This window comes from Bradyrhizobium sp. (genome assembly GCF_016219575.1).
Taxonomy (GTDB): domain Bacteria; phylum Pseudomonadota; class Alphaproteobacteria; order Rhizobiales; family Xanthobacteraceae; genus Bradyrhizobium.
Genome location: NZ_JACRMG010000009.1, coordinates 755,931 through 771,637, shown reverse-complemented (window position 1 = coordinate 771,637; position 15,707 = coordinate 755,931). Strand labels below are relative to the sequence as shown.

Genomic DNA, 15,707 nt, shown 5'->3' with positions numbered 1-15,707 from the left:
GGGGAAGCTCCTTGGGCCGCGGACGAAGGCCGCGCGAGGCATAAATGGCAGCGAAAAGGTGACGGGCTGATGGCGGGCGGAGGGAGATGCGAGGAAGTCGCAAAGCATTGCCAAACGGTCCCTGTGCCGGCCCGGAACGCACCTCCGGCCGACATGAACAGCGGCCGGACCGTCGCAAAGACCGCCCACCGCCCATCTTGGTCGCCGCGGCGCGCCCGCCGGTTCGATACCGGCTTGGCGGCGCAGCGGATTTTTCATATTGGCAGTGTTACAAGACCGGTTGCACCGCCGCAAACGGTCCGGTCCCGTAGCTCAACTGGATAGAGCATCAGATTTCTACTCTGAGGGTTGCAGGTTCGAATCCTGCCGGGATCGCCACCTTCTCGGCCTTGCAATCGCTTGGGGGCCGATTTTCAGGATGTCTTCCACTATCGTTTCCCGTGTTGCTTGCGCGATTGCAGCGCGGCAACGCCAGCCATCCGGATGCTCTTCGGTTGCTACTTTTGCTGAACGCGATTCAGGTAATCGATAACAGCGAGGATGCGTGTTCGCACGACGACTTCAGGGCTTTTGTCCGGCCCGGCCAACTTCCAGTAAGACAGATCGACGTGGTGAGGCAGGTTGACAATGGGATTGAATCGCTCCCCCCAGATCGGCATATCGCGCGTGCCATGAGCGGGGATTGATTTGAATCCATTTATGGTTTCATAGACGGCGTTGGTGGGAAAGACCCCGTTGTTGTTCTTGGCCAACATCGTCAAATCGGGAGTCGGTATCTTGAGCTGGGTGCTGACCGGTCCTTTGCCCTTTGCATCCGTACCGTGACAACTCGCGCATGAAGACTGAAATTCCGACTTGCCGATGTCGAAGTCTTCAGCCTGCGCCGAAGCAGCAAAACCAGCGGCAAGACCGGTCAATATCAACCATTTCAAACCACATCTCATCATGTCGCGCTCCGACGCCGGCTCGGGAGATTTCACTACTAGCCGCTTTGCCTCGACCGTTTGACGCACATCAAAATCGGCTTCCAGCTTAGGCTTGCGGTCTTGAGTTTACAATGCCGGGCACGTTGCCGGCACTCTTCGCAGATCGAACGCCAGCAGCTTCGCTCCGTGATCATGCCATCGCGATGGCGGCTTGTCGGAATCCGCAAGGTCGCGCCCGTCGAACCAGACCGCCTCGCTGTCGATGACGAAGAATGGTGTGCGCAGCTTGCGCACGCGCTCACCCATCGCGATGCATTGTCGTCCGATAGCCATCGAATCTGATCTCACGCAACCGATCGGGACCGGTCGGTTGCTGGTGCCACGGGTGCGGATACAGGCTGGCAAAGGCGGCGTCGGCACATGGCCGCGACAGACGCTTGGAGCGACCGGCAGCCTCACAATGTCTCCAGCAACGTCACCGGAGCCGTGATTTTCGACGGTATGCTGCTAAGGAATTAGCGCCATTCGTCGGCGCGAAGGACCTGAAAACGCTCAAGAAAGCCTGCGATTCTGCCGGAAGCTCCGGGTGGAACTTACCGCTACCGATCACAGCTTCGGGATGCAGCGAACCAGCGACAACCTCCCAACCGACCAAGAGCCGGATCGGTTCTGAGATCGGGAGGTTTCCATGTTCCGCCGGACGATGATGGCCAGCGCAATTGCCGTTTTGACGGCGCCTGTCACGGCCGCCGCCAGCTATCCCAAGGCGTTCCTGAGAAAAGGACGCCAACGTTTCGCAGCGCCGCGGGCTCTGATGGCTCAGTACTGAGACAACCTGCTCCGGCGGTCGCGCACACCGCTTCGCAGAACGCGCTCACATCCACGCGGCAATGATCTTGAAACTCCAGGCCAGGAACACCGCGAACATCATCAGCGTCGCCAGCAGCAGCACGTTTTCGAAGGAAGCGAACTTCATCACGGTTCTCCGCTTCCTCACCCCGAAAAGACCGTAGCCGATTCCGGGACGGCTGCCATTGACATGGTGACGGTTTCCGGTTGGATGATCGGCGGCCGGACCGCAGATGATGCCGCAAGCTCTCCACAGTTCGTGCGGCTTCAGCCCTCAGGCGGCTTCGATCACCACGTCCCTCGCCAGGCGGGCCACGTCTTCCGGCCGGCAAAGGTCGGTGCCGGGATTGAGCAGCGCGGCAGCACCGGCGGCAACCGCATCGCGGAAGCAGTCGGCCGGCGCGGCGCCGGCGGCAAGACCGGCTACCAGCGCACCGAGAAAACTGTCGCCGGCCCCGACCGCGCTGAGCGGCGCGATGGCGATCGGCTTTGCACGCAGGATCCCCTCACGGCTCACCAGCGCCGCCCCGAGATGGCCCATGGTGAGTGCCACGATCTTCGCGCGCCCATTGTCGACTAGGGCCTTGGCGGCCTTTTCCCAGGCGGCCGGGGCGTCCGCCTCGCCGCCCGCGAGCTCGCGCATTTCCCGCAAATTCGGCTTGATGAGGTCGACGCCTTCTGCAACCGCGGCGGCAAGGGCCGCCCCGGAGGTATCCAGGGTCATAGCGGCGCCGCGCTGCTTCGCAATCCGCGCCAGCTGCGCATAGAAGTCGTCGGGCACGCCGGCCGGCAGGCTTCCGCTGGCGACCACAAAGCGCGGAAATGGTTCTAGCGCCGCCACCGCCGTCAGGCATGCCTTCCATTCTCCCTCGGCAAGCCGCGGGCCGGGCAGGATGAAGCGGTATTGCTGACCCGTGCTGGTCTCGCTGACAAAAAAATCCTCGCGGGTTTCCCCCGCAATCGGCAGCACGCGGCTGGCGATGCCTTCGCCATCGAGCAGCCGGCGCAGCAAGTCGCCCATCGCTCCGCCGGCGGGATAGATCGCGCCGACATCGCCTCCGAGCCGCGTCACGACGCGCGCGACATTGATCCCGCCGCCGCCAGGATCGCGCCGCTGCGTTGTTCCGCGCAGCTTGTGGACGGGAACAATGCGCTCCACCGTGGTCGAGAGATCGACGGACGGATTCGGCGTGACGGTGACAATAGCGGTCATGACGCGGCCAGCCCCTCACTTGCTTCATGACGCCGGGAGATTCATCCGCCCATCACGACCAGCGCAAGCATTGTCAGGGATGCCAGCACCAGCATGGTTTCGAAGGAAGCGAGCTTCATGATGCCCTCCGCTTCCTACCCCGCCTTGAATGTAAGCGATTCTCATCCTCCGACACAGGCGATGCTTCGGGCGCGTTTGCACAAGGGGATCCCGGCCGCGCTCGCGGCTGCACACGGCAATCCTCGGCTCTCCTCCGGAGCAGCCCTTAGGTGATCGACCGAAATTTCCGGCAGTTCGTCCCGGCGCTAGGCTTTGAGAGTGAGCCGCTTCAGGAGGAAGCCATGACTGAGGTCCACTTCCATTATTGCGATGCCGCGGGAGCATCGGTCGAGCGTTGCACCGCGATCGTGAACGATTTTGCCGACACCCGCGCCTATGCCGAGCTTTTCGTGCGTTCGCTCATCATGACGCCCGGGCTGGAAGACTGGCGCGGCTGGACCCTGCACGTCAGGGATGAACTGGGCACGCAGATACTGGATCTGCCCTTTGCGTCCTTGCTGGGCAAGCCGCACTGAACGGAGGCGCCGATGACATCGCCGAAGCCGCCCCTTCGTCACAGCCTCGATGCCGTCAACATCCGCTGGCGCAAACTGGTAAGAACCGTCTTCGACCGCTACCGGCCCGAGCTTCATTACATGCGCGGGCCAGGGCCGAGATGGCGCGCGAAGCATCTGCCCCGGCGCTGACGTAAGCCCGGTTTGACCGGCATGCCGTGGAACCAGAACGCCGTCCCGGCACTTCTTTCGAATGCAGGCCTTTTTGAGACCCAGAAAGGTGTTCCACCATGGCCAGACTGGCAATCGCTACCGCCGCCTTGCTGTTCGCACTTGCAGCGCCGGCCTCAGCCCAGCACGTGATCTATAACCCCGGCTGGTGCGCCCAATTCTATCCGAACGCCAACTGCCAGAACTACGGACCCGGCAATCCCTATACGAGCTATGGTTGGCGTTACGCCTACGGGCGCCAAGGATAGTTCAAGGCTACTTTCCCCGCCGCCTCCGTTATCGCTACCGTCGCCACTGAGATTTGCCGGCGGCACCGCCGATTGCCGCCGGTACGGTGCGCGCGGGAACCGGCCACCGCGCACCCTGAGATCAATCGCCGACGGCCGCGCGCCTGGCCTTCCGGGCCGCGGCGACTTCCCGGTCCATCACGGACCGGCAACCGGGACTGATCTGCGCACGCTTGCGATGCATACAGGCGGTGATCCGCGGGATGTCGGGAATTTCGGCTGAGCACAGCCGCATGGCGTCGCCCGAACACATCTGCTGGGCTTCGGAGGAGAACGCCAGCCCGGGCGATGCGGATAGTGCAATCCCGGACATGGCGATGGCGAGAGTGAGTGTTAGCCGGCGTGTGTTGCAGAAAATCATTCTGTGCGTCCCCTTGGGTTTCTGTTCCGCGTCGTGGGGATGCTGGTTGGCGGTTTGAGATGCCGCACTTGCCGACTAACATGCGAAGCCGCTGCCGCTGTTAACGTTCGATATGCTTGATCCGAATCGAAAGTAACTGCGCGTCCCCAAGCGGATTATGAGCGCGGGCCGCAGCCGTTCAATTCTCGCGTGAACGAATCCACCGGTGTTGCGTGGGTAATTTCGCAAGTGTTGCGCGCGCGCAATCGTGCGGCGTGTGCGCTGCGAGCTGGAGAGCGAACCCAGCATTGTTCCAGACGAGGAACTTGCACGCTCGAATGCTGCACCCATTGCCGTGCAGGTCCACGCGAAGGTGCGCGCTCAGTCCCTTGGACCAGCCGGACGACCTCAGTTCACGTACTGGTCGCGGTCGCGGCGGGCGCCCTTCTTGCCGCGCAGCTTCAGGAACGTGACGCCGATCTGGTCGCCGTTCACCCAGGCAAGCTTGCAGCGGCGGTAGGCGAGGCCGGTGGAGGACAGCACCAGGAAGAATTCGGTCAGCTGCAGCCCCTCGATCGAGGAGCCGACCGCCAGCTTGGCGCCCTCCTCGGATACGTCATAGATGCTGCATTCACGCCGCCACGTGCCATCGATCGCCATCAATTGCGCCGTTACCGGATGCTCGAACACGACGCGCCTGCTCTGACGCCGTTCTGCCGCGCTCACGCCGGGACCTCCTCGGCGTTATCAGGTTGCGACGTCCTTGCCGGCGCGAGCTCGCGCGAGACCAGCCGCGTGAGGTCGGAAAGCCTGTACTCTTCGACAAACTGCACGGCAAAGCCGCTGTGGAAGACCCGGATGACCCGCCCAACGCAGCCGCCGATGGCCAGTGGCGTGCCGACCAGCGGCTGCAATTCCGACGATACGGCGACGCCCGACAGCGAGAGATCGATGATGAAGCAGCTGTGAGTGTTGCCGTCGGCCAGGGTCAGTGTCGTGTGCGAACTCGGCGGATGGAAGCGTGGGTGCTGCCGCGCCTCCGCCATGCTGGGATCGGCCTGCTTCTTTTCCAGCCAGGTCAGTTTGTCGGCGAGCCGCTCGCGCTGCGGCCGCGTCATTTCCAGCTCCAGCAGGAAGCTGCCGTCCATGGTGTCGCTGATGCTGCCGGAGAATTTGCCGAAATCGCGGAAATAGGAACTCAGCCGGTCGCCGACCTTGCCGACCACGGGCACGTCAACGATCATGCGGAACGGCGAAACGCGCGTGGTCCGGCAGGCAAAGGTGCGCAGCCTGCCCTCGCAATCGTACCAGTTGGGCAGCGTGTAGCTGCCATCAACGGCGATGCTGACCGCCCGTTGCTTGAGAAACCGTTCAACAGACACGCCTGGTCCCCGCAGGAAGATGCGTTCGGTCACGAATTCATCGATGGATGGAAAAGTTTGAGCGGGCTGTTGCCCCGGCGACCCGCACAGCGGCGGCCGCTCCAGTCTTTTTCTCTATGGAAACGACAAAGCGTTACCAGCCGTGGAAACTACGGGAAAAAGACTAAAAAATCCTAAAACTATACCTTCGGGATAAAGCTTCCCGCAGACACGATATTTTTCGGCCGTTTCGTTCCCGTTAATTCCGGCCACCGAAGAACTACGGGTAGATGTGTCAGATTGACGCCTTCCGGAGGTTGCATTCGGTCGATCTGCACTAGCGCAGCAAGCCCAGGACGTTGCGCCAGGCGGCTGGCCGCCGGCACGACGGGGCTTTGCCCTCCTCGGCAGAAGCCGTCTTGAGCCGCACGACACGCGTGCAGGACGTGAACACGAAGGCAAGCCGCGTACATTGCCAGTCCGGCCCGAGCGCGCCGCTAGATACCGGATCTGGATAGGTAAGCCCCATCGCAACCGCCGCCGTCACCGCGACGAGTGTCGCGGCCACGACGCAGGCCGCGATTTGCCGGGATATGCGATAATTGAAAGTCATTGTTTGCGCTCCTCATCAGCGCCCGCAGCCAACATAGGGGCTCCCCGCCCTTTCCATTGTGATCGAGATCACAAGCCATCGGCTTTTCGGCCAGCCGGGGCGAAGCGCCGCAGCAACACTCTCGGACAACCCGCGCGGAACCTTGGGACAAGTCACGCTATTCCGTTGCGGCGGCAGGCCGCTTGGGAAACACTTCCTTTCGGGGAAGGGCGTACGGGGGCGTACGATGAGCAAGCAGGACGCGGGCTACGACTATACGCGTTACCGGAAGCTGCTGGCTGAGGCGGTCGACGAAAAGAGGCGGCTCGAGCTGATCGACCTCATGATCAGGGAGAAGGCGCGCGACCGGCTTCAGGAACAGCGGATGTCCGACCGCGTGGCGATGACGACGGCGACGGTGTCCCGGATCCTCGGTCCCGTCACGCGGAGCGTCTAACCGGATACCGCCGCGTCAGCGATCCGTGGCGTACATCACCGCGGAGCCGACCAGCGCGACCAAAGCGCAGGCCAACAGGGCATATTGCAGAATGGCAAGCGCCGGCGAAGGCGCCTCGGTCGCCGTGGTGATGTCATAGAGCAGCCAGAGCGAGGTCCCAGCGCTCAGCAGCATTACCTTCGGCCATTTGCCATTCACGGAAGTCTCCCCTGCCCTGCCTTCCGTGTTGGACGCTGGCATTTTGCCCCGGGTTCACTTAGTGAAGTGGCGAAATCGGCAGCGTCCGATCCCATCGAACCAGCTATGAGAGCAACAGGGCCCCAATGAGCGGCTTCAAGGAACCAAATTTTGCCGACCGTCAGAAAGCGGCGGCGGAGGCACGACAGAAAGTCCTGGAAAAGTTTCGCGCCCGTCCGGCTGCGGACGATCCCGCGGTGAAGGCGCGCGAGGCCGAGCGGGCGGCAGCCGCCGCCAACCGGGCCAAGGCCAGAGAGGCACGCGACGCCGAAAGGGCCGAGAGGAAGCAGCGCGAGGCCGAGGCCGCCGTTGCCGAAGCGGCCCGGATCGCCCGGGAGAAAGAGCAAGAAGCCGCGCGTCTGGAGGCGCTCGAAGCCGAACAGAAGGCCAAGCGCGACGCCCGTTACGCCGCGCGAAAGGACCGCGGCAAGAAGAAGAAGTAAGCCAAGGCGTCAAACCACGGGCCCGCCGCGTTGCCGCAGCGGACCCGCGGGAAGAACCGGCCGGCTCAGTTCTTCTTCATGCCATCGTCCTTCTTCATGCCATCCGACATGGCGTTGTTCTTCATCCCGTCCTTCTTCATCATGCCATCGTCCTTCTTCGTGGCATCCTTGGACATGGAATCTTCCTTCTTCATCGCGTCGCCCTTCATCATCTTGTCTTCGGCGAAGGAAGGCGCGAGCGCGAGGCTGAGCGAAACCAGGGCGGCGGAAACGCCGAGCGCGATACGGGAGCGGGTATTCATGGGGAAGTCGTCCTTGTTTGAGACAGTTGGGTGGAAAGCGACGTTCGCCGCTGTCCTCCCGACGCAACCGGCCGGCCGTTTGTTACCCGCGGTCCGCCCGATTTCGGCCTTGTAACGAACTCTTGAAGGGCGCCTTTGCAGGCTCAACGCGAATCCGGCAGGATTGTCGTTGGACGCCTGTCGTCAGGTTTCGCTGCCACGGGCCTTTCCGAAGGCCGGTGCGCGGCGCAGCAAGAGTACCGCTTGCGGCGGCGCCCCGGCTTCACCCTCGGCAGGTCAACGGTCAGATGAGACGCTCATGGTGACACGCCGCCACATCCTTGCCACCGCGGTTGCCGCCCCTGCCATCCTGCGTTTCGGGATCGGCACCGCGCACGCCGCCACCAATCTGAAGATCTCGCATCAGTTTCCCGGCGGCACCATCGACAAAGGCGACTTCCGCGACCGGCTGTGCCGCATGTTCGCGGCTGAGGTGGCAAGGCGCTCGGGCGGCGACATCAAGGCCGAGGTCTATCCCAACGCCTCGCTGATCAAGACCAACGCGCAGTTCTCGGCGATGCGCAAGGGCGAGTTGGATATCAGCCTCTATCCCCTGCCCTATGCCGGCGGCGAAGTGCCGGAAACCAATATCGGGTTGATGCCGGGCTTGGTCTCGACCTACGACCAGGGCCTGAAGTGGAAGAAGTCCCCGGTTGGCAAGGTGCTGACCGACTTCCTCGCCGACAAGGGCATCGTCATCCTGACCTGGGTCTGGCAGGCCGGCGGTGTCGCCAGCCGCCCCAGGGCAATCGTCGCGCCGGAGGACGCCAAGGGACTGAAGGTGCGCGGCGGCTCGCGCGAGATGGACATGGTGCTGCAGGCCGCGGGCGCCGCTGTGCTGTCGATGCCCTCGAACGAGATCTACGCGGCGATGCAGACGGGCGCTTGCGATGCAGGAATCACCTCCTCAACCAGCCTGATCTCCTTCCGTCTCGAAGAAGTCTCCAAGTTCCTGACGTCGGGCGCGGACGCCTCCTACTGGTTCATGATGGAGCCGCTTTTGATGTCGAAGGCCATCTTCGGCAAGCTGCCCAGGAACCACCAGGACATCATCATGACCGTCGGTGCCGAGCTCGAGGCTTTCGGCAAGAAGGGCGCGCAGGAGGACGATATCGAGGTGGCCAAGGTCTATGAGAAGGCCGGCGCCAGGGTCAGCAAGCTCGACGTGGCCACGGTGAACAAGTGGCGCGACATTGCGCGCGATACCGCCTGGAAAGATTACGGTGCCAAGACGGCAACCTCAGCCAACTTGCTGAAGCTTGCAAGCGACGTCGCCGCATGATGCATGGTCCGGCTCCGAATCAGGGCGAACGAGCAATCCGCTCCTGGCACCTGCAAGAGAACGAGCCGCAATGATGCGAACGGCGCTACGCGCCTTTGCCCAGCTTACGAATTTCGCGCCTTCGCGTTCAGCGCCGACGCCACGCGGCTGAGCGGCGGCCGGCCGATCAGCCTGCTGATCGTGTTGGTCGCTGCCACCAGTTTCGCCATGTCGACGCCGGTCCTGATCCCCATCCCCTCCAGCATGTAGACGACGTCCTCGGTCGCGACGTTGCCGGTGGCGCCGGGCGCATAGGGGCAACCGCCGAGGCCGCCGGCGGCGGAGTCGATCACGCGACAACCTTCCTCCATGCCCGCATAGAGATTGGCGAGCGCCTGGCCGTAGGTGTCGTGGAAATGCATCGCGAGTTTCGGCATGGGCACCTCGCCCGCCACCGCGCGCAACAGCTGCCGCGCCTTGGCCGGCGTGCCGACGCCTATGGTGTCGCCGAGCGAGATTTCGTAGCAGCCGAGATCGAACAGCGTCCTGGCGACATCGACCACGGCCTGCGGCTTGATCTCGCCGTCATAGGGGCAGCCGAGCACGCAGGAAATATAGCCGCGCACCTTGATGCCGCCGGCCTTGGCGCGCGCCAGCACCGGCTTGAAGCGCTCGATCGATTCCGCGACCGTGCAATTGATGTTGGCGCGCGAGAACCCTTCCGAGGCCGCAGCGAAGACCGCAATCGCCCTGGCGCCGGCGGCTTGCGAAGCCTCGTAGCCCTTCTCGTTGGGCACCAGCACATGGAATTCGGTACCGGTGTGGCCGCTGACGCCGCGCAGCACCTCGGCCGACCCGACCATCTGCGGGATCGCCTTGGGCGAGACGAAGGCGCCAACCTCGATCGGGTTCAGCCCGGCACCGATCAGTGCCTCGATGAAGGCGATGCGATCGGCCACGCTGACCGCCGTCTTCTCGTTCTGCAGCCCGTCGCGCGGCCCGACCTCGACGATGCGGACGGCGTCGCTCATGCTCAGGCAGCCGGCTCGATTTCGGCGAGTTCGACGCCCTCGCCGACGATGTCGCCGACCTTGCATTTGAGCTTCTTCAGCACGCCGGCAAACGGCGCGCGCAGGGTCTGCTCCATTTTCATGACCTCCAGGGTGAGAATTGCCGCGCCCTTCTCGAGTTTGGCGCCTTCCTCCGCCAGCAGCGCCACCACGGTCCCCGGCAACGGCGCCACGATCTTGTCCTCGCCAACCTGCTCCTCGGTCTCGCCGCCGAACGGATCGACCCAATGCAGATCGAAGCGGCCGTTGCCCGTGCGCAAATAGAGTTCGTGGCCCTCGATGACCGACGCCACGCGCGACTTCACCCCGTCGAGGGTCATGTCGAAACCGCCATCAACAGGCGCGAAGGCAAGCGCGATCTCGCGCTTGCCGACCGACAGCGTCGCCATGCCCTTTCCGTAGTGCAGCGTCACCTTGTGCTCGGCGCCCGGCCCCTGGCGGAACGAAAACACCCGCTGGCGGCGGCCAACCGGCTGCCAGCCAAAGGTCTGCCACGGCGAACGGGATTGCGTGCGCACCGCCTGCTGCTCGTCAACCAGGATGGCCGCGACCGCCGCGCAGAGCTCGAGATCGCCCACCGGCGGCGAGGTCTCGGTCAGGCTCTTCAGCTCGCGCTCGATGAAGCCGGTATCGATGTGGTTGGAGCGCACCTTGGGGTGCGTCACCAGCGCGGACAGGAAGGGAATGTTGGTGACGATGCCGCGGACGTCGGTTTCCTCCAACCCGCGGTTCAACTTGTCGATGGCGACATCGCGCGTCGGCGCCCAGGCGATCACCTTTGCCAGCATGGCGTCGTAATAAGGCGAGACCGCATCGCCGCTGCGATAGCCGGCATCGATACGCAGGCCGTCGGTCTCGGCTGGCGTGCGCCAGGTCCTGATGCGGCCGACCGACGGCATGAAATTCTTTTGCGGGTTTTCGGCGTAGACCCGCGCCTCGATGGCGTGGCCGTTGAGCCTGATCTGGTCCTGGGTCAGCGGCAACTTTTCGCCAAAGGCAACGCGAAGCTGCCACTCGACGAGATCGATGCCGGTGATTAGTTCGGTCACGGGATGCTCGACCTGCAGGCGGGTGTTCATCTCGATGAAGAACACGTCCTTGCCGTCGGAGACGAATTCGATGGTGCCGGCGCCGACATAATTCACCGCGCCGGCCGCCTTGCGCGCCGCCTCGCAGACCGTCTCGCGCTGTTTGGCGTTGAGCGTCGGCGACGGTGCTTCCTCGATCACTTTCTGGTGCCGTCGCTGCAGCGTGCATTCGCGCTCGAACAGCGACAGCAGGTTGCCGTGGCTGTCGCCGATGATCTGCACCTCGATATGGCGGGGATTGTCGACGTATTTCTCGATCAACATGCGGTCGTCGCCGAATGCTGCCTTGGCCTCGCGCTTGGCGCTGACGATCGCCGGTCCCAGTTCTTCCCTGGAGCGTACCACGCGCATGCCGCGGCCGCCGCCGCCGGCCGACGCCTTGACCAGCACGGGGAAGCCGACCTTCTCGGCGGCCTTCGCAAGCGTGGCCTCGTCCTGAGCGTCGCCGTGATAGCCGGGCACCAGCGGAACGCCGGCCTTCTCCATCAGCTGTTTGGAGCCGGATTTCGAGCCCATTGCCGTCATCATCGCGGCCGTCGGGCCGACGAAGACGATGCCGGCCCTGGCGCAGGCTTCCGCGAATTCCGCGTTCTCGGACAGGAAGCCATAGCCTGGATGGATCGCTTCGGCGCCGGTCTTCTTCGCCGCGTCAATGACGGCATCGATGTGGAGATAGCTGTCCCGCGCGCGTGCCGGCCCGAGCAGCACCGCGGAATCCGCCATCGCGACATGCATCGCGCCTGCGTCGGCCTCGGAATAGACAGCGACCGTGCGCAGGCCCATGGCACGCGCGGTGCGGATGACGCGACAGGCGATCTCGCCGCGATTGGCGATCAGGAGTGTGCGGAAGCGGTGGTACATCTTGCTCTTCATCGTCACATCCTGAACAGGCCGAACTTCGTCGGCTCGATCGGCGCATTCGCCGCAGCCGACAACCCCAGCCCAAGCACGAGCCGCGTGTCGGCCGGATCGATCACGCCGTCGTCCCACAGCCGCGCGGTGGCGTAATACGGATTGCCCTGCTTCTCATACTGGGCGCGGATCGGTTCGCGGAATTTCTCCTCTTCCTCCGCAGACCAAGTCTCGCCCTTAGCCTCGATGCCGTCGCGGCGCACCTGGCTCAGCACCATCGAGGCCTGCTCGCCGCCCATCACCGAGATGCGCGCGTTCGGCCACATCCAGAGGAAGCGCGGGCAGTAGGCGCGTCCGCACATGCCGTAATTGCCGGCGCCGTGCGAACCGCCGATAACCACCGTGAATTTCGGCACGCCGGCGGTTGCCACCGCCGTCACCAGCTTGGCGCCGTCCCGCGCGATGCCGCCGGCCTCGTATTTCTTGCCGACCATGAAGCCCGTGATGTTCTGCAGGAACACCAGGGGAATGCCGCGCTGGCAGCACAACTCGATGAAATGGGCCCCCTTCAGCGAACTCTCGCTGAACAGGATGCCGTTGTTGGCGATGATGCCGACCGGATAGCCCCAGATGTGGGCGAAACCGCAGATCAGCGTCGTGCCATAGAGTTTCTTGAACTCATCAAATTCGGAGCCATCGACGATGCGCGCGATGATGTCGTGTACGTCGAACGGCTTGCGGCCGTGGGCGGACACCACGCCATAGATTTCCTCGGCCGGAAACAGCGGCTCACGCGGTTCGCGCATGTTGAGCACGGCAGGCGCCGGCTTCTTCAGCGTGGCGACGATGCGGCGCGCAATGCCGATCGCATGCGCATCATTCTGCGCATAATGGTCGGTGACGCCGGAATGGCGCGAATGCACGTCGGCGCCGCCGAGTTCTTCCGCGGTGACGACCTCGCCGGTCGCAGCCTTCACCAGCGGCGGGCCGCCAAGGAAGATCGTGCCCTGGTTGCGCACGATGATGCTCTCGTCCGACATCGCCGGCACATAGGCGCCGCCCGCGGTACAGGAGCCCATCACGATCGCAATCTGGGGAATGCCGAGCGATGACATCTGCGCCTGGTTGTAGAAGATATGGCCGAAATGCCGCTCGTCCGGAAAGATATCGTCCTGCAACGGCAGAAACGCGCCGCCGGAATCGACCATGTAGATGCAGGGCAGATTGTTCTGCCGCGCAATATCCTGCGCGCGCAGATGCTTCTTCACCGTCATCGGGTAATAGGTGCCGCCCTTGATGGTCGCATCATTGGCGACTATGACGCATTCCCGGCCGGAAACCCGGCCAACCCCGGTGATCACGCTCGCCGAATGCACGTCCCCGCCATAGAGGCCGTTGGCCGCCAGCGGCGACAGTTCCAGAAAGGCAGTACCGGGATCGACCAGGAGGTCGACGCGGTCGCGGGCCAGCATCTTGCCGCGCGAGGTATGGCGCTTGCGGGAAACCTCGCCGCCGCCGCCGGAAACCTCCTTCAGCTTGTCGCGGAGCTCAGCGACAAGGCCGCGCATGACTTCGGCATTGCCTGCGAATTCGGATGACGATGGATCGATGGTGGAATGAAGCGGCATGGGCGGCGCTTTTCTTTTTGCTGCGGAGGCGTCGGGCTGGCTTCAGGACGGCGAAACGGAACGCTTCGCACCGGCGCGCGACTGCCTGTATCATCTTTGCCGCGCGCCGTCCTGAAGGCCAATTTTCTTTCCCCGGGAATTAAACGATCATACGTTTTTTAATAGCAATCTCAAGAGGGTCATTTGGTTGCCGCAAGAACGGCCTGCAGTGCATTGAAATTTCAATGATTTCATGCAATAAAGATACGTACGTTTGCTTTTTTATGCCCTCGTCTGAGGACCCCATGGCGCGCACGATCGGTTCATACGGCCCCAGGACCATGGAGGCGATCCGCAAAGCGGGGCTGCGCCTGATCTTCGAGCACGGCTATGAGGCGATGAGCCTGCGTCAGCTCGCCGCCGAGGTCGGCATCCAGGCCGGCTCTCTCTACAATCACATCTCGACCAAGCAGGAACTGCTGTTCGACCTGATCCAGGACCACATCAACGAGCTCCTGCGCCAGCTCGATCGCGCGCTGGATGGCAAGCAGGAGCCGGTCGAGCGGCTCCGCGCCTTCGTCGCCTTCCACGTCACCTATCACATGAGCCGGAAGCGCGAGGTCTTCATTGCCAATTCCGAGCTGCGCAGCCTCGATCCGGGGAATTACGAGGCGATCGTGAAGCTGCGCGGTGCTTATGAGCAGCGGCTGGGAGGCATTCTGTCCGACGGCGTGGCCAAGGGCGTTTTCGAGGTGACCGACATCCAGGTCGCGACCTTTGCGATCATCGCCCTCCTCACCGGCCTCTGCAGCTGGTACCGGCCGGGCGGCCGCCTGACGAGGGAAGCCATCATAGAGGCCCACGAGAAGCTCGTGCTTTCGGGCGTCATGCCGGCGACGGCAGCCTCGCGTGGCAAGCGCAAGACGCCGCGCATGGCCACCGGCGCCTGAGGCGAACCACCATGACCGACGACGAGCCGCTGGACGAGATCGACCTGAAGATATTGTCCGAGCTGCAAAAGGACGGGCGCATCCGCAACAACGAATTGGCGGAGCGGGTCGGCATCTCGCCACCTCCGTGCCAGCGGAGGATGAAATCCCTGCGCCGCCGGGGCTTTATCCGGGCGATCCGGGCAACCCTGGACGAAAGGCGCCTCGGCTACGAGGTAACTTCCTTTGTGTTGATCCAGTTGAAGAGCCAGGCGCGCACGGCGGTGCAGGCGTTCGAAGCCTCGATTGCGGCGCTGCCGCATGTCCAGCAGTGCTCGCAAATATCGGGGGATGCCGACTTCATGCTCAAATGCCTGGCGCCGAATGTGGAGGCCATGCACCGGCAATTGCTGCAATTCGCGGCCATGCCGGAGGTGCAGACCATCCGGACCTATCCGGTGCTCGGCCTTTCAAAGGACGCGCCGCTTCCGTTGCCCGAAGCGCCCCACCCTCGCCCGGCCGATTAGCACAGCACCAGCGGGTGCGCCCTGGATTCTAATGCGTCCAGGGCTCGCCGCGGCGGAACGCAAAATTGTCGGCATAGGCGACCTGGCGGTGGGCCGAGGCCTTCGGCTCGATCACCTGGTAAGGAATTCCCTTGCGCTCGCAATAGGCGACCGCATCCTCCTTGGTGTCGAAGCGGATGGTGAGCTGCTGCTTCATGTCGCCCGAGGAAGTCCAGCCCATCAGGGGCTCGATCGCCCGCGGCTGCTCCGGTTCATAGTCCAATTGCCATTCCCTGGTCTTGGCCCGACCCGATTGCATCGCGTTCTTGGCGGGCTTGAAAATGCGCGCGGTCATGGAAGGTCGGACCTCGTGGATGGCGGGTTGCGGGCGTTTGGCGAAAGCAGCCGGGATAGTATAGAGACACCTTTCAGGGATTTGATCGGTGATTCCCGACGTCATCGCTTTTTCCGGACCGGTATAGTCATTATGCTGCGCTGTGACAATCTGCCATCCGGGCCGGACCAGCGGCGCCCGTGCTACCTTTCCCAAAGCATCACCTCGA

The 15,707-nt window shown here is 63.5% G+C and carries 21 protein-coding genes and 1 tRNA gene; 9 read left to right on the top strand and 13 right to left on the bottom strand.

Features of this window, described 5'->3' with window-relative positions; genetic code table 11:
* The first annotated feature begins 301 nt into the window (after positions 1 to 301).
* Positions 302 to 378, top strand: a tRNA-Arg gene (locus HZB49_RS08745).
* A 119-nt stretch (positions 379 to 497) separates the two neighbouring features.
* Here the strand turns inward: HZB49_RS08745 and HZB49_RS08740 are convergent.
* Both HZB49_RS08740 and HZB49_RS08735 read right to left on the bottom strand, forming a co-directional pair.
* Complete coding sequence (locus HZB49_RS08740) at positions 498 to 980, bottom strand: cytochrome c (protein ID WP_291610175.1); 483 nt, start codon at positions 978 to 980, stop codon at positions 498 to 500.
* A gap of 72 nt (positions 981 to 1,052) precedes the next feature.
* Positions 1,053 to 1,259: a hypothetical protein gene (locus HZB49_RS08735; RefSeq protein ID WP_291610173.1), complete on the bottom strand. Its 207-nt coding sequence runs from the start codon at positions 1,257 to 1,259 to the stop codon at positions 1,053 to 1,055.
* A gap of 355 nt (positions 1,260 to 1,614) precedes the next feature.
* On the opposite strand from HZB49_RS08735, the gene HZB49_RS08730 reads away from it, so the two are divergent.
* Positions 1,615 to 1,755, top strand: coding sequence for a hypothetical protein (locus tag HZB49_RS08730; protein WP_291610170.1), 141 nt, complete (start codon positions 1,615 to 1,617; stop codon positions 1,753 to 1,755).
* Between the two features lie 294 nt (positions 1,756 to 2,049).
* Here the strand turns inward: HZB49_RS08730 and HZB49_RS08725 are convergent, their stop codons facing one another.
* Positions 2,050 to 2,988 carry a 1-phosphofructokinase family hexose kinase gene (locus HZB49_RS08725; protein ID WP_291610168.1) on the bottom strand — a complete coding sequence of 313 codons (939 nt, stop codon included), beginning with the start codon at positions 2,986 to 2,988 and terminating at the stop codon, positions 2,050 to 2,052.
* 341 nt (positions 2,989 to 3,329) lie between these two features.
* On the opposite strand from HZB49_RS08725, the gene HZB49_RS08720 reads away from it, so the two are divergent.
* Positions 3,330 to 3,563, top strand: a complete 234-nt coding sequence (locus tag HZB49_RS08720; protein WP_291610166.1) for a hypothetical protein — start codon at positions 3,330 to 3,332, stop codon at positions 3,561 to 3,563.
* A gap of 269 nt (positions 3,564 to 3,832) precedes the next feature.
* Positions 3,833 to 4,021, top strand: coding sequence for a hypothetical protein (locus HZB49_RS08715; RefSeq protein ID WP_291610164.1), 189 nt, complete (start codon positions 3,833 to 3,835; stop codon positions 4,019 to 4,021).
* Between the two features lie 121 nt (positions 4,022 to 4,142).
* Here the strand turns inward: HZB49_RS08715 and HZB49_RS08710 are convergent, their stop codons facing one another.
* From HZB49_RS08710 to HZB49_RS08695, 4 genes are all read right to left on the bottom strand, one after another.
* A complete protein-coding gene (locus HZB49_RS08710) occupies positions 4,143 to 4,373 on the bottom strand; it encodes a hypothetical protein (RefSeq protein ID WP_291611156.1) in 231 nt (76 codons plus the stop codon).
* A gap of 435 nt (positions 4,374 to 4,808) precedes the next feature.
* Entirely contained in the window at positions 4,809 to 5,126 is a 318-nt protein-coding gene (locus tag HZB49_RS08705) for a PilZ domain-containing protein (RefSeq protein ID WP_291610162.1), read from the bottom strand.
* A complete protein-coding gene (locus tag HZB49_RS08700) occupies positions 5,123 to 5,782 on the bottom strand; it encodes a PilZ domain-containing protein (protein ID WP_291610159.1) in 660 nt (219 codons plus the stop codon). Before HZB49_RS08700 ends, HZB49_RS08705 begins: the two co-directional genes overlap by 4 nt.
* Before the next feature lie 316 nt (positions 5,783 to 6,098).
* Positions 6,099 to 6,374, bottom strand: coding sequence for a hypothetical protein (locus HZB49_RS08695; RefSeq protein WP_291610158.1), 276 nt, complete (start codon positions 6,372 to 6,374; stop codon positions 6,099 to 6,101).
* Positions 6,375 to 6,600: 226 nt separating this feature from the next.
* Between HZB49_RS08695 and HZB49_RS08690 the strand changes: the two genes are divergently transcribed.
* Positions 6,601 to 6,810 carry a hypothetical protein gene (locus HZB49_RS08690; protein WP_291610156.1) on the top strand — a complete coding sequence of 70 codons (210 nt, stop codon included), beginning with the start codon at positions 6,601 to 6,603 and terminating at the stop codon, positions 6,808 to 6,810.
* A gap of 15 nt (positions 6,811 to 6,825) precedes the next feature.
* Here the strand turns inward: HZB49_RS08690 and HZB49_RS08685 are convergent, their stop codons facing one another.
* Positions 6,826 to 7,008, bottom strand: a complete 183-nt coding sequence (locus HZB49_RS08685; protein WP_291610155.1) for a hypothetical protein — start codon at positions 7,006 to 7,008, stop codon at positions 6,826 to 6,828.
* A 125-nt stretch (positions 7,009 to 7,133) separates the two neighbouring features.
* On the opposite strand from HZB49_RS08685, the gene HZB49_RS08680 reads away from it, so the two are divergent.
* A complete protein-coding gene (locus HZB49_RS08680; RefSeq protein WP_291610153.1) occupies positions 7,134 to 7,490 on the top strand; it encodes a DUF6481 family protein in 357 nt (118 codons plus the stop codon).
* Between the two features lie 65 nt (positions 7,491 to 7,555).
* Here the strand turns inward: HZB49_RS08680 and HZB49_RS08675 are convergent, their stop codons facing one another.
* Positions 7,556 to 7,792 (bottom strand): pentapeptide MXKDX repeat protein, encoded by a 237-nt coding sequence (locus HZB49_RS08675; protein ID WP_291610151.1) that lies wholly within the window; start codon positions 7,790 to 7,792, stop codon positions 7,556 to 7,558.
* Positions 7,793 to 8,090: 298 nt separating this feature from the next.
* On the opposite strand from HZB49_RS08675, the gene dctP reads away from it, so the two are divergent.
* Positions 8,091 to 9,113, top strand: a complete 1,023-nt coding sequence (dctP, locus tag HZB49_RS08670; protein ID WP_291610149.1) for a TRAP transporter substrate-binding protein DctP — start codon at positions 8,091 to 8,093, stop codon at positions 9,111 to 9,113.
* Positions 9,114 to 9,217: 104 nt separating this feature from the next.
* Here dctP and HZB49_RS08665 read toward each other — a convergent pair whose 3' ends face one another.
* From HZB49_RS08665 to HZB49_RS08655, 3 genes are read right to left on the bottom strand one after another with little or no spacing between them, the layout of a single operon-like run.
* Positions 9,218 to 10,123: a hydroxymethylglutaryl-CoA lyase gene (locus tag HZB49_RS08665; RefSeq protein ID WP_291610147.1), complete on the bottom strand. Its 906-nt coding sequence runs from the start codon at positions 10,121 to 10,123 to the stop codon at positions 9,218 to 9,220.
* 2 nt (positions 10,124 to 10,125) lie between these two features.
* Positions 10,126 to 12,123, bottom strand: a complete 1,998-nt coding sequence (locus HZB49_RS08660) for an acetyl/propionyl/methylcrotonyl-CoA carboxylase subunit alpha (protein WP_291610146.1) — start codon at positions 12,121 to 12,123, stop codon at positions 10,126 to 10,128.
* A 2-nt stretch (positions 12,124 to 12,125) separates the two neighbouring features.
* The gene (locus HZB49_RS08655) at positions 12,126 to 13,730 is read right to left on the bottom strand and encodes a carboxyl transferase domain-containing protein (protein WP_291610143.1); all 1,605 of its coding nucleotides are present in this window, start codon (positions 13,728 to 13,730) and stop codon (positions 12,126 to 12,128) included.
* 284 nt (positions 13,731 to 14,014) lie between these two features.
* On the opposite strand from HZB49_RS08655, the gene HZB49_RS08650 reads away from it, so the two are divergent.
* Together HZB49_RS08650 and HZB49_RS08645 are read left to right on the top strand one after the other, a co-directional pair.
* A complete protein-coding gene (locus HZB49_RS08650; protein WP_291610140.1) occupies positions 14,015 to 14,659 on the top strand; it encodes a TetR/AcrR family transcriptional regulator in 645 nt (214 codons plus the stop codon).
* 11 nt (positions 14,660 to 14,670) lie between these two features.
* Positions 14,671 to 15,165, top strand: coding sequence for an Lrp/AsnC family transcriptional regulator (locus HZB49_RS08645; RefSeq protein ID WP_291610138.1), 495 nt, complete (start codon positions 14,671 to 14,673; stop codon positions 15,163 to 15,165).
* A 28-nt stretch (positions 15,166 to 15,193) separates the two neighbouring features.
* Here HZB49_RS08645 and HZB49_RS08640 read toward each other — a convergent pair whose 3' ends face one another.
* Positions 15,194 to 15,499 (bottom strand): ETC complex I subunit, encoded by a 306-nt coding sequence (locus HZB49_RS08640; protein WP_291610136.1) that lies wholly within the window; start codon positions 15,497 to 15,499, stop codon positions 15,194 to 15,196.
* Positions 15,500 to 15,707: the final 208 nt, after the last annotated feature.

Bases quoted from the DNA above. Each gene is read 5' to 3' on its own strand.
- HZB49_RS08680 (WP_291610153.1), top strand. From the start codon at position 7,134: ATGAGCGGCTTCAAGGAACCAAATTTTGCCGACCGTCAGAAAGCGGCG.
- HZB49_RS08660 (WP_291610146.1), bottom strand. From the start codon at position 12,123: ATGAAGAGCAAGATGTACCACCGCTTCCGCACACTCCTGATCGCCAAT.
- HZB49_RS08655 (WP_291610143.1), bottom strand. From the start codon at position 13,730: ATGCCGCTTCATTCCACCATCGATCCATCGTCATCCGAATTCGCAGGC.
- HZB49_RS08715 (WP_291610164.1), top strand. From the start codon at position 3,833: ATGGCCAGACTGGCAATCGCTACCGCCGCCTTGCTGTTCGCACTTGCA.
- HZB49_RS08710 (WP_291611156.1), bottom strand. From the start codon at position 4,373: ATGTCCGGGATTGCACTATCCGCATCGCCCGGGCTGGCGTTCTCCTCC.
- HZB49_RS08695 (WP_291610158.1), bottom strand. From the start codon at position 6,374: ATGACTTTCAATTATCGCATATCCCGGCAAATCGCGGCCTGCGTCGTG.
- HZB49_RS08720 (WP_291610166.1), top strand. From the start codon at position 3,330: ATGACTGAGGTCCACTTCCATTATTGCGATGCCGCGGGAGCATCGGTC.
- HZB49_RS08650 (WP_291610140.1), top strand. From the start codon at position 14,015: ATGGCGCGCACGATCGGTTCATACGGCCCCAGGACCATGGAGGCGATC.
- HZB49_RS08690 (WP_291610156.1), top strand. From the start codon at position 6,601: ATGAGCAAGCAGGACGCGGGCTACGACTATACGCGTTACCGGAAGCTG.
- HZB49_RS08640 (WP_291610136.1), bottom strand. From the start codon at position 15,499: ATGACCGCGCGCATTTTCAAGCCCGCCAAGAACGCGATGCAATCGGGT.
- HZB49_RS08665 (WP_291610147.1), bottom strand. From the start codon at position 10,123: ATGAGCGACGCCGTCCGCATCGTCGAGGTCGGGCCGCGCGACGGGCTG.
- HZB49_RS08725 (WP_291610168.1), bottom strand. From the start codon at position 2,988: ATGACCGCTATTGTCACCGTCACGCCGAATCCGTCCGTCGATCTCTCG.
- HZB49_RS08735 (WP_291610173.1), bottom strand. From the start codon at position 1,259: ATGGCTATCGGACGACAATGCATCGCGATGGGTGAGCGCGTGCGCAAG.
- HZB49_RS08730 (WP_291610170.1), top strand. From the start codon at position 1,615: ATGTTCCGCCGGACGATGATGGCCAGCGCAATTGCCGTTTTGACGGCG.
- HZB49_RS08645 (WP_291610138.1), top strand. From the start codon at position 14,671: ATGACCGACGACGAGCCGCTGGACGAGATCGACCTGAAGATATTGTCC.
- dctP (WP_291610149.1), top strand. From the start codon at position 8,091: ATGGTGACACGCCGCCACATCCTTGCCACCGCGGTTGCCGCCCCTGCC.
- HZB49_RS08675 (WP_291610151.1), bottom strand. From the start codon at position 7,792: ATGAATACCCGCTCCCGTATCGCGCTCGGCGTTTCCGCCGCCCTGGTT.